Below are 11,673 nucleotides of genomic sequence, written 5' to 3'. Positions count from 1 at the left end.
GGAACGAGGTCTTCATCCCTCCATGATGCGGGCTGGAGGCCCTGCACCGAAACTGCCCGACCCGCACCGGAGCGGCCGGATCGACGCAGAACGGACGTCCGTCGAGGCCCGACCGGCCCCGGTCCCCGACCACCTGCCCCGCGACCGTCACCAGTTCTCCACGGTGGACGACGCCCCCTTGGTCCGGTTTCTCCCTAGGATGACCGCGTGAGCGCGACGCAGCGAGAGACGGTCGGACCCTCCCACGCCACGGGACCGGAGGGCGAGCCCCTCCTCGCCCGCCCCGACACCCCTCCAGCCGTCCCCCCGGACCCCACGACCGCCCGACGCCGGAGCACCGACGCGCGCGTCCCCGTCCAGGCCCGCAGCAGCGACCGCCAGCGCGCCATGGTCGACGCCGCCGCGCGCCTCCTGATCGCCGAGGGCTTCCCCGCCGTCACGCACCGCCGGGTCGCGCGAGCGGCACAGGTCCCGCAGGGCTCGGCCTCGTACTACTTCCCGTCGAGCTCCGCGCTCGTCACGGCCGCGGTCGAGGCAGCCGAAGACCTGCGCAGCACCGCGGCGACCGAGAAGGCCGCCGGTCTCGCGCGTCGTGACCGTTCGACCGCGACGACGGCGCGGCTGCTCATCGAGACGTTCTACGCGCCCTCGGTCGACGACCAGGTGGTCGACGTCCGGCTGGACCCCGTGCTCACCGCGATGCGCGACCCCGCGCTGCGCCCCATCCTGCGCGCGAGCCGCCCCCGGCTGCTCGCGGCCCTGCGGACCGTGCTCGAGGCCAGCGGGTACGACCACGTCACCGACGTCGACCTCCTGGGGCACTTCATCGACGCCGCACTCCTGTCCGCAGCCGCCGACGGGACCGAGGACGTCCTCGACCGGGCGACGGGGACGACGGCGCGGCTGCTCGAGCACTGGCGCTGAGGCGGGCACGACGACGGGAGACGGTGCGCGGCGCGTGGGGTCGGTTCGACAGAAGGGGGCCGGGCGACAGCCCGACCCCCTTCCGACGAGATTCCCCCGGTGGCGCCTCAGCTCGTCCGTACCGCCTGCGGCTCCTCCGACATCTGCTCGCGGTCCACGCGCGCCGCACGCAGCCTCGACAGGATGACGGCTCCGAACGCGATGCCCGCCGCGACCACCGCGATCGCGATGCGCAGCGTGTGGTTGGCGTCCTCGGGGACGCTCAGCAGCACCACGGCCGGGGCGATGAGCACCGATACCAGGTTCATGACCTTGAGCAGCGGGTTGATCGCCGGACCGGCAGTGTCCTTGAACGGGTCGCCCACGGTGTCGCCCACGACGGTCGCCTCGTGCGCCGGTGACCCCTTGCCGCCGTACGCGCCGTCCTCGACGATCTTCTTCGCGTTGTCCCACGCGCCGCCCGAGTTCGCCAGGAAGACCGCCATGAGCACGCCGGCACCGATGGCCCCCGCGAGGAAGCCCGCGAGCGGCCCTACGCCGAGCCCGAAGCCCACCGCGATGGGCGCGAACGCGGCCAGCAGGCCCGGGGTCGCGAGCTCGCGCAGCGAGTCACGGGTGCAGATGTCGACGACCTTGCCGTACTCGGGGCGCTCGTCGTACGTCATGATCCCGGGGTGCTCGCGGAACTGGCGGCGCACCTCGTACACGATCGCACCTGCCGCGCGGGTCACGGCGTCGATCGCGAGTCCCGAGAACAGGAACACGGTCGCGGCGCCGAGGATCACCCCGACCAGGGTGATGGGCGAGATGATCGAGTAGTCGAGCATCGAGACGACGAGCCCGCCGGCCGGGTTCGTGATGTCCGCGAGCGCCCCGCCCACGGCGTCGGCGTACGACCCGAACAGCGCGGTCGCCGCGAGCACCGCGGTCGCGATCGCGATGCCCTTGGTGATGGCCTTGGTCGTGTTGCCCACGGCGTCCAGGTCCGTGAGGATCTGCGCGGCCTCCGGGTCGCCGTCGCCCGACTCGCCGACGGCCATCTCGTAGATGCCCTGCGCGTTGTCCGAGACGGGCCCGAACGTGTCCATCGCGACGATCACGCCGACCGTCGTCAGGAGGCCGCAGCCCGCGAGCGCGATGAGGAACAACGACAGCCAGACCGAGCCGCCCGCGATGAGGAAGACCCCGCAGATCGCCGCCGCGATGATGCCCGCGGTGTACACCGCGGACTCGAACCCGACCCCGATCCCGGACAGGACCACCGTGGCCGCGCCCGTGCGGGAGGTGGCGGCCACGTGGAGGGTGGGCTTCGACGTCGTGCCCGTGAAGTAGCCCGTGACCCACAGGATGATGCCCGCCAGGACCACGCCGATGAGGACCGCGAGCGCCGCGACCATGCGCGGGTCGCTCGTGACGTCGCCCAGGTCCGCGGTGCCCGACAGCTCGGAGAACGAGGACGGCAGGTACACGAACGCCGCGACGCCCGCGAGGACCGCGCCCAGGAGCGCCGAGAGGTAGAAGCCGCGGTAGATCGCCCGCAGGCCGTTCTCGCTGCCGCGCACGCGCGTGATGAACACGCCCAGCACCGCGACGAACGCGCCGATGGCCGTGACGATCAGCGGGAAGACGAGCCCCTGCTCGCCCATCGCGGCCTTGCCGAGGATGAGGGCCGCGACGAGCATGACGGCGTAGGACTCGAAGAGGTCGGCCGCCATGCCCGCGCAGTCGCCCACGTTGTCGCCCACGTTGTCCGCGATGGTCGCGGCGTTGCGCGGGTCATCCTCGGGGATCCCCTGCTCGACCTTGCCCACCAGGTCCGCACCGACGTCCGCCGCCTTGGTGAAGATCCCGCCGCCCACGCGCATGAACATCGCGAGCAGTGCAGCCCCGAACCCGAACCCCTCGAGCACAGCCGGTGCGTCCCCTCGGTACAGCAGCACCACGCCGGCCGCACCGAGCAGGCCTAAACCCACGACGGACATCCCCACCACGCCACCGGTCCGGAACGCGACGCGCGCCCCCTCGGTCCGCCCCCCGGGCCGGGTCGCGGCCGACGCGACGCGCACGTTCGCGCGCACCGCGAGCCACATCCCCAGGTAGCCGATGCACGCCGAGAACCCGGCACCGACGAGGAACGCGACCGACCGCCCCACCTTGATCCCGGCGTCGCCGGGCAGGAGGAACAGCAGTCCGAAGACGATCACCGCGAACAGCGCCAGGGTCCGGAACTGCCGGTTGAGGTAGGCCGAGGCTCCCTCCTGGATGGCCTGGGCGATGTCCTGCATCTTCGCGGTGCCCTCGGGAGCGGCCAGGACCTGGCGTCTGAGGACGAAGGCGAAGACGAGCGCGGCGAGACCTATGGCCCCGATCACCGCGACGATCGTGAGACTGGTGGAGCTGAGCGTGAGCATCCGTCCTCCTTGACGACTGCTGGACCGGGATCACCGGCTGGTCCTCCGGCACCCCCGGAGGATGCGCCCGAGTCTAGCCATGTGTGGCGTGCGTCACGAGACGTCGTGAGAGACGTCACGAGGAGGCGCGCCCGACTTCACCCCCAACGATCCACGGGCACCGGGCGTCATGATCAGTGACACCGCCCACCAGGGGTGGTCGGACGGAAGAAGGGGGGAACGGTGGCTGACTGGGACGACGAGCTCACCGCGCTGAGCAGCCAGCGCGGCGACGCGCTCGTGGGGTACGCCTACCTGCTCTGCGGGAACAGGCGCGACGCGGAGGACGTGGTGCAGGACGCACTCGTCAAGGTGTTCTCGAGGCTCCGCGGAAGGGGCCCGACGACGGAGCGGCAGGCCCCGCCCGGCTCGCCCTCGGGCGGGACGCGGCTCTTCACGCTCGACGACACCGCCGACCGCGAGGCCCACCGCCCCGTCGCGCACCTCGAGGGGTACGTGCGCCGGGCGATCCTCACGCTCTACCTCGACGGGTACCGCCGCCGACGGCACTGGCTCGGGCTGAGACATCTCGTCGGTCAGCGAGAGGGCGTCGCCGGACCGGAGGCTCCGGCCACGGCCCGTGCCGACACCGCCAGGGCGCTCGCCCGGCTCACTCCGCGGCAGCGGGCGTGCGTCGTGCTCCGGTACTACGAGGACCTGACGGTCCCGCGCATCGCCGAGGAGCTCGGGTGCGCCGAGGGGACGGTCAAGCGTCACCTGTCGGACGCGATGGCCGTCATGCAGCAGACGCTGGGCGCAGCACCTCCGACGGCGGCCTCCGCCGCGGCGGCGACGACCTCCTCTGCACCCTCCGCCGGGTCCACCACCGACCCGGCCCCCACAGCCACGGCACCGCGCACGACGAACGGGAGGACCACGAAGTGAGCACCACCGACCACGGACCCTCGAACCACGAGGACGACCTGGGCCGCGCGCTGCGTGACCTGGTCGACGACGCGTCCCTGCCCGGTCTCGACGCCCACCTCGACGTCGTCCGCGGGCGGACGCGGCGCCGTCGGGCGGCGAAGAAGGTCGCCCTCGGGGCGACGACGCTGTGCGTCGCGGGGGCCCTCGGCATCGCCGCGGTCTCGCTCCCGCAGGACGCCCGGCCGGAGCCGATCGCACCGGCCCAGTCGCCGACAGCGACCCCCTCGCCGACGTCTGCGTCCCTGCCGACCTTCCCGACTCCGCTCACCGCGCAGGCCCTCGGGTGCCAGCAGCCCGCCCCGACCCCGACGGGCGACCGGCTCCCCGCCCTTCTGAGCATCGACGCGGCCGCGCTGACGGTGCAGAACCTCGGCCTCGTCGACACCACGGTCACGGCGACCTTCACCGACGACGCGAGGATCACCGTCGCCGGGGAGAAGTGGCCGGGTGCCTACGTCGTGGTGCAGGACGGGGTGATCGTCAGCTCGCTCCTCCCCCTCCCGGAGTCCGACGGCCCCCTCGCGCCGGAGCCGGGCTCCTCGGTCACCCAGGAGCTGAGCGTCGACTCGTTCGCCTCCTGCGACCCCGAGGGGCTCGGCGACCACTCGCCGTCGTTGTCGCCCGGCGACTACCAGGTGTACGCACTGTCCAGGTTCCAGCTCGACTCCTGGGCACCCGTCGGGCCCGACGGCACCGTGGGCCCGGAGACCACAGGAGCGCTCTACGACGGGTGGCTCGTCTCGGAGCCCGTGCCGCTGACGATCGCACCCGCGACGGACACCGATCCCGTCGCTCTCCAGGACGTCCTGCTCGCGGACACGTCGGCCGTCTTCGCGTCCCTCCGCCAGGCGGCGGAGGCAGGCGACCCCGTGGCTCTCGACCTCCTCGTCGACCCCTCGCGGATCCCCGTGGCCGACGGACCGTACGGGACGTGGACACTCACCATCGCCCCGAACGCCAGCACCGGTGAGCGTCAGCGGACGACCAGCGACGACGGATGGACCCTGGTCCTGCGGGGTGGAGCGCCCTTCTCCGCCCCGGCGCCGTCGGGCCTGGCGTTCTCCCGCTTCGTCGGGACCTACGACGTGCTGGTGGACGACTCGGGAGCGACCCCGACCATCAGCCTCCAGGTGGTCGAAGGAGGGATGGCCGTCGAGGCCCCGGCGACCGAGGATCGAGAAGTCTGCGACGCCTACGTCGACGCGAGCAGGGGCGTCGACACCGCCGGCGGCCCCCTGGGCACGTACATGGACGACCTCGTCCTGCTCGCCGGTGACACGGTTCCTGCCGCGGACTCTCCGCTCTACCGGGAGCTGCGAGCACGGTGGATCAGCTCCCCCAGCGCCTGGTGGTCCATCGTCCACGGCGTGGACCTGATGCGCACGACGGACGTCGGCGGAGACTCCCTCGCCTTGATCTGCGAAGGATCCTGACCCCGCCCCCGGGCCGCGGCCCCGCTCGCCCCACGGTGAGCGGGGCCGACGTGCGCGGCCCCCGACGGTCCGCCCCGACCTCACCCCAACCTTTCGTCGCTGCTGCTCGTTGAGAGCAGTGACACGGCACGCAGATCGACGCAGGAGGACTTCATGGCCCGTTGGGAGCAGGTGCTGGACGAGATCGTCCGCACCCGTCGGAGAGCGCTCGTGGGGTACGCGTACCTCCTGTGCGGCGACCTGCGGGAGGCGGAGGACCTCGTCCAGGAGGGGCTCGTCCGAACGTTCCGGCGCGGGCGTGCCGCGACCGACTTCCAGCTCGCCGAGAGCTACGTCCGCAAGGCGATCCTCACGACCTATCTCGACGGGTTCCGGCGCCAGCGGCACTGGGAAGGGGTCCGGCACCTGTTCAGCGGCACCGACGAGACCGAAGCGACCGGCCCCGGCACCCCGGCCGCCACGGACGCCCGCCTCGACGTGCAGAAGGCGCTGATGACGCTCGCTCCCCGCGAGCGCGCCTGCGTCGTCCTGCGCTACTACTCCGACCTCACGATCCGTCAGGTCGGCGAACAGCTCTCGCTCAGCGAGGGCACGGTCAAGCGGTACCTCAGCGACGCGAACAGCAAGCTTGCGGCCTCCCTCGGCCCGATCGACACCCCGTCAGACGACCTCGACGTCACTCCCCTGGGAGGAGCCCGATGAACGACAAGATCCCGCCGTCGACACCGCTTCACCTCGACGCCGCCCTCTCCGAGATCGCGACCGACGCGAGCCGTGCCGCCTCCGACGGGCTCACGGGCTCGGCCGAGGTGCACCGCCTGATCAAGCGCTCGCGCCGCCAGCGCGCGACCGCGTTCGGCTCCGCCGGTTTCGTCCTCCTGGGCGTCGCGGGCATCGGGCTCTCAGGCGTCCTCTCACCTGCCCCGGTCGAGATCCTGCCGGCCCCGCCGGTGCCGTCGCCGACCCCCGAGGTCGTCGAGCCTCTCGACGGTGCGTTCGCTCCCGCGTGCGGCGAGGACCTCTCGGAACTCCGTGCGACGACCACCCCCGTGGCGCTCGGGCCCGCGACGTCCGACGTCACGGGTGAGACGCCTCTCCAGGTCACGAACACCGGCGACACCCCGCTCACCGTCGCGTCGGCGGGCCGCGTCACGGTCTACCTGCTCGATGCCGAGGGCAAGGTCGCCTCGACCCACGTGCCGGCCGACCCCGCGACCGACGAGGCACCGCAGCCGCTCCACCTCGCCCCCGGCGAGTCCGGCGAGCTCGGGCTCTCGGCCGTCGGCCCCTGCGGCGACGCGACACCGCCGGCGGCCGGGACCTGGTCCGCGATCGGGTCGCTCGCCGGCGAGACCACGCCCGCGGGCGGGGTCGCGGCCGCGGGCACCGTCGTCGGTGGCCCGTGGACCGTGACGCTCGACGACCAGGGCAGGGTGACGAGCCTCGACGGCCGCACGGTCGCCGTCCCTCCCGCCCAGCCCGCCACTCCCCCCGAGGCCCCCGAGGCCCCCGAGACCCCGGAGCCGCCGACCCACCTGCCTGGTGCCTTCGGCTCCGAGAAGGCGACCTTCCCCGCTCCGACGGAGTGGGAAGACCTCCAGTGCGGCAGTCCCGCACCGGCCGCCACAGGTGACGCCCTGCTCGCGCGTCTCAAGGTCGTCGGACAGGTCCCGGCGATGGGCGGTTCGTCCGAGAAGTCGGTCACCGCGCGCGTGACGACGCACGCGCACGCCAGGCTCGACGTCGTCGACTGGTTCTTCCTCTACGAGTACGTGATCTCCCAGGACGGCGTGATCGTCTCGAGCCCCCTGACCGCCACGGACTCGTACGAGAACGCGGAGCTGCAGCCCGGGTCGGTGCAGGACGGCCGGTTCACGCTGGCGGCCACCGCGTCGTGCGACCCGTACGGCACGAGCAGTCCCCAGCCGCTGCCCCCCGGCACGTACCAGCTGCACGCGACCCTTCCCTGGATGATCGACTCGTACGCGCTGCAGCAGACGGACGGGGCGTGGGGACGCACCGTCCAGCGGGAGGCGGGAGCGGAGGCACTGTTCAAGGGCAGGCTCGTGTCCGCCCCCGTCACGTTCACGGTGCAGTAGCCGCCCACGACAGCGCCCTCGCGGCGGCCGGCCCGACGAGACGTCGAACCGGCCGCCGCACCACGTCAGCGGCGTGGTCAGCCGTGTTCCACCTCTCGCATCCACCGCTCCTGCGCTTGAATGAGTGCACCGACCTGCACCGAGGAGCACGCATGCCCCGCTCGACCTCCCTGTCCCGCACCTCCGCCCCGCCGTGGGCGGAGACCGTCGCCTCGTGGGCGGGGAGGATCGTGCAGGCCGTGGCCTTCTGGCTCGTGCTCGCGCTGATCCTGCTGCTGTTCGCTCCCGGCGTCGTGCGGACGGTGAGCGACTGGCTGGCGGTCCTGAACATCCCCACCTTCCCGAGCGTCTTCTCGGTGGTCCTGGTCGGAGTGATCGCGAGCGGCCTCCTGCGCCGGCAGCGGGCGGCCCTGTGGTTCGTCGTGATCGTGTGGCAGTTCCCGGTCGCGGTGCTGGGGCTGGCGGTGGGCCTGCTGTGGGTCTTCGACGAGGACAAGCAGGCGCTGCGAGCGGACGGCCTGGTGCTGTCACCGCTCGAGATCGCGTCGTGGGTCGTGGCCGTCGCGGCGGTCGTCCTGCTGATCGCGGCCCGGGCCGCGTTCCCTGCCCGGGTCAGCAAGGGCGCGTGGTGGCGGGCGATCCTGGTGCTCGTGGGCGGTGTCGCCGTCTCGGGGTTCCTCACGCTCCTGCTGCTCGAGGTCTTCCCCCACACGCTGCACGGGATGCGCAACCGGGTGAACTGGAGCCTGTCGGTCGCGCTCGGCCTCAAGCCCAGCGACTACCCGCTGCACGCCGACGGCTCGGGTCCTGGCTGGCTGGCCCTGGTCGCCGGTCTGATCTCGGCGCTCGCCCTGGTGCTCGCGATCGCGGTCTTCATGCGTTCGGCCCCGCACGACGCCAAGGTCGAGGCGGCCGACGAGCTCGCGGTGCGCAAGCTCCTGCTCGAGCACCCCAGCGACGACTCGCTCGAGTACTTCGCGACGCGCTGGGACCGCAGCGCGATCTTCTCCCAGGACCAGCGGGCGGCCGTGACCTACCGGGTCATCTCGGGCGTGTGCCTCGCGGCCGGGGACCCGATCGGCGACAAGGCGAGCTGGCCCGACGCGATCGAGCAGTGGCGCGCGCACGCGCGGCGCTTCGGTTGGGTGCCTGCCGTGCTGTCGACGAGCGAGCTGGGCGCCAAGGCCTACCAGGCCGTCGACCTGCACCCGATCGCGCTGGGCGACGAGGCGATCATCAACACACGGACGTTCACTCTCGACGGCCCGGCGATGAGGTCGGTGCGTCACGCGGTCGCGCGCCCCGAGCGCGAGGGGTACAGGGTCCTGGTCCGCCGCCAGGCAGAGATCCCGGTCGACGAGCTCGCGGCCCTGGTCGCCGCGGCCGACGAGTGGCGCCACGGCGAGGAGCGCGGTTTCTCGATGTCGCTCAGCCGCCTCGGGGACGCCGCGGACCCGCGCGAGATGATCGTCTCCGCGCACGACGCCGACGGGAACCCGCGGGGCCTCCTGTCGTTCGTGCCCTGGGGCCGCCGTGGCCTGTCGCTCGACGTCATGCGCCGCCACCCGCAGGCCGTCAGCGGGGTCACCGAGCTCATGGTGACCGAGCTCGTCGCCGCCGGGCGCAGCATGGGCATCGACCGCATCTCGATGAACTTCGCGATGTTCCGCGGCTCGTTCGAGCAGGGGGCGCGCATCGGCGCGACCCCGATCCAACGCTTCAACCGCCGCGTGCTGCTGATCGCGTCGCGGTTCTGGCAGCTCGACTCGCTGTACAAGTCGAACGAGAAGTACCTGCCGGACTGGAAGCCGCGCCTCCTGTGCTTCCAGAACGCGGGCCAGCTCACGCAGGTCATCTTCGCGGTGGGCCAGGCCGAGGGCTTCCTGCCGAACACCCCGAACCTGTTCCACCGCCGTGACCGCTCGCCGGACCTGCACCGTCCCGAGGTCTCCGCGGCGTTCGCCGAGGCGGTGCGCGCCCAGGAGACCGCGCTGCTCACCGTCTCGGCCCCCACGCGCCGCCTGACCGAGCAGCAGGCCACGCGCCACGCCAAGCTCGGCGTGCTCCGTGCGGCGGGCATGGAGCCCTACCCCGTCTCCGTCCCGCGCACGGTCTCGATCGCGGAGGCCGTGCGACGCGGCACGTCGCTCGGCCGGTCGCAGGGCGCACCGGGGCCCGACGGCGCCGCACCGGCCGGGGCGAGCACCGCACCGGGCGACGCGGACGCCCAGGGCGACCTGTCCGTCGTCGGGCGCGTGGTGCGTCTGCGCGACCACGGCGGCGTGATCTTCGCCGACCTGCGCGAGGGCGTCGACGAGATCCAGGTCATGTTCACGGCCGACCGGCCCGGGCCGGACCTCGAGCTCTGGCGTCGCGCGGTGGACCTCGGCGACCAAGTGAGCGTCACGGGCGACCTGACCCGCAGCCGCCGCGGCGAGCTGTCCCTGCACGCGAACGCGTGGCAGATGGCGTCCAAGGCCCTCACGTCGCCGCCCGACAAGCACCGCGGGCTCGCCGACGCCGAGGCGAAGGTGCGGCTCAAGCACATGGAGCTGGCCCTCGACACCCGGACGGCGCAGGTCCTGCGCGGGCGCAGCGCAGCCGTGAAGTCGCTGCGCGACTCGCTCGCTGCGCGCGACTTCATCGAGGTCGAGACCCCGATCCTGCAGCGCGTGCACGGCGGTGCGAACGCCCGGCCCTTCACGACGCACATCAACGCGTACGACCTCGACCTGTACCTGCGCATCGCTCCCGAGCTGTTCCTCAAGCGGCTCGCGATCGGCGGCGTCGGGCGGGTCTTCGAGCTGGGGCGCAACTTCCGCAACGAGGGTGTCGACGCGACCCACAACCCCGAGTTCACGTCGCTCGAGGCGTACCAGGCGTACGGCGACTACACGACGATGCGCGAGCTCACGCGCGACCTCATCGTCGAGGCCGCGATCGCCGTGCACGGTGAGCCGGTCTCCCGCCGGGCGGACGGGACCGTGGTCCGGCTCGACGGCGAGTGGCCCGTCCGTACCGTGCACGGGGCGGTGTCCGAGGCCGTGGGCCAGGAGGTCACGCCGGACACCCCGATGGCCACGCTCCAGGCGATCTGCGAGGAGAAGGGCGTCCACTTCACCCCCGACATGACGCACGGGGCGATCGTGACCGAGCTCTACGACGCGTTCGTCGAGGGGCAGACGGTCGAGCCGACGTTCTACACCGACTTCCCGCTCGAGACCTCGCCCCTGACGCGCACTCACCGCCGCGACCCGCGGCTCGCCGAGCGGTGGGACCTCGTGGCGTTCGGCGCCGAGCTGGGCACCGCGTACTCCGAGCTGATCGACCCCGTGGACCAGCGCAACCGGCTCACGCAGCAGTCGCTGCTCGCCGCGGCGGGCGACCCCGAGGCCATGGAGGTCGACGAGGACTTCCTGTCCGCCCTGGAGTTCGCGATGCCGCCCACCGGTGGGCTCGGGATCGGGGTGGACCGCGTCTACATGATGCTCATCGGGGCGAGCATCCGCGAGACGCTCGCGTTCCCGTTCGTGAGGCCCTCGGGTCGGGGCTGACCCGGTCGGGGCCCGGTCGTCGGACCCGCGGTCAGCGCGTGGCCGCGCGCCGGAGCCCCGCGCCGAGCAGCATCCCGGGGGCGAGCGAGATCAGCGCGGCCCCGACCGCGAACGGCGCGTCCGCCACCGCACCGAAGGCCCCGCCCCCGGCACCGAAGGCAAGTACGAGCGCGAGCACCGCCGTCGTGGCGCGCTGCTGCTTGAGGTGGTCGAGGACCACTCCCGTCGCGGCCCCGAACACCACGGCGAACAGGTACAGCATCGTCATCCCTCGTTCCGGTCGGGG

General features: G+C 72.7%; 8 protein-coding genes. 6 read left to right on the top strand and 2 right to left on the bottom strand.

The window, feature by feature from the left end:
* Positions 1–207: 207 nt before the first annotated feature.
* The gene (locus ACFRCR_RS01330; protein WP_377674842.1) at positions 208–924 is read left to right on the top strand and encodes a TetR/AcrR family transcriptional regulator; all 717 of its coding nucleotides are present in this window, start codon (positions 208–210) and stop codon (positions 922–924) included.
* A 107-nt stretch (positions 925–1,031) separates the two neighbouring features.
* Here ACFRCR_RS01330 and ACFRCR_RS01325 read toward each other — a convergent pair whose 3' ends face one another.
* Positions 1,032–3,335, bottom strand: coding sequence for a sodium-translocating pyrophosphatase (locus ACFRCR_RS01325; protein ID WP_377674840.1), 2,304 nt, complete (start codon positions 3,333–3,335; stop codon positions 1,032–1,034).
* Between the two features lie 222 nt (positions 3,336–3,557).
* On the opposite strand from ACFRCR_RS01325, the gene ACFRCR_RS01320 reads away from it, so the two are divergent.
* The 5 genes from ACFRCR_RS01320 (at position 3,558) to lysX (ending at position 11,387) form a co-directional block, all read left to right on the top strand.
* A complete protein-coding gene (locus ACFRCR_RS01320) occupies positions 3,558–4,259 on the top strand; it encodes an RNA polymerase sigma factor (RefSeq protein ID WP_377674838.1) in 702 nt (233 codons plus the stop codon).
* A complete protein-coding gene (locus ACFRCR_RS01315) occupies positions 4,256–5,734 on the top strand; it encodes a hypothetical protein (RefSeq protein WP_377674836.1) in 1,479 nt (492 codons plus the stop codon). Before ACFRCR_RS01320 ends, ACFRCR_RS01315 begins: the two co-directional genes overlap by 4 nt.
* 153 nt (positions 5,735–5,887) lie before the next feature.
* A complete protein-coding gene (locus ACFRCR_RS01310; protein ID WP_377674835.1) occupies positions 5,888–6,436 on the top strand; it encodes a sigma-70 family RNA polymerase sigma factor in 549 nt (182 codons plus the stop codon).
* A complete protein-coding gene (locus tag ACFRCR_RS01305; RefSeq protein ID WP_377674833.1) occupies positions 6,433–7,833 on the top strand; it encodes a hypothetical protein in 1,401 nt (466 codons plus the stop codon). Before ACFRCR_RS01310 ends, ACFRCR_RS01305 begins: the two co-directional genes overlap by 4 nt.
* 152 nt (positions 7,834–7,985) lie before the next feature.
* On the top strand, positions 7,986–11,387 hold the full coding sequence (gene lysX / locus ACFRCR_RS01300) for a bifunctional lysylphosphatidylglycerol synthetase/lysine--tRNA ligase LysX (RefSeq protein ID WP_377674831.1): 3,402 nt from the start codon (positions 7,986–7,988) through the stop codon (positions 11,385–11,387).
* A 31-nt stretch (positions 11,388–11,418) separates the two neighbouring features.
* Here the strand turns inward: lysX and ACFRCR_RS01295 are convergent, their stop codons facing one another.
* Entirely contained in the window at positions 11,419–11,655 is a 237-nt protein-coding gene (locus ACFRCR_RS01295) for a hypothetical protein (protein WP_377674829.1), read from the bottom strand.
* Positions 11,656–11,673 lie beyond the last annotated feature (18 nt).

Origin of the sequence: Oerskovia sp. NPDC056781 (assembly GCF_042789955.1) — a bacterium.
In the GTDB taxonomy this organism is placed as follows: Bacteria; Actinomycetota; Actinomycetes; order Actinomycetales; family Cellulomonadaceae; genus Oerskovia; species Oerskovia rustica.
This window is presented reverse-complemented; position numbering and strand designations above follow the sequence as displayed.

Bases quoted from the DNA above. Each gene is read 5' to 3' on its own strand.
- ACFRCR_RS01310 (WP_377674835.1), top strand. From the start codon at position 5,888: ATGGCCCGTTGGGAGCAGGTGCTGGACGAGATCGTCCGCACCCGTCGG.
- lysX (WP_377674831.1), top strand. From the start codon at position 7,986: ATGCCCCGCTCGACCTCCCTGTCCCGCACCTCCGCCCCGCCGTGGGCG.
- ACFRCR_RS01325 (WP_377674840.1), bottom strand. From the start codon at position 3,335: ATGCTCACGCTCAGCTCCACCAGTCTCACGATCGTCGCGGTGATCGGG.
- ACFRCR_RS01305 (WP_377674833.1), top strand. From the start codon at position 6,433: ATGAACGACAAGATCCCGCCGTCGACACCGCTTCACCTCGACGCCGCC.
- ACFRCR_RS01295 (WP_377674829.1), bottom strand. From the start codon at position 11,655: ATGACGATGCTGTACCTGTTCGCCGTGGTGTTCGGGGCCGCGACGGGA.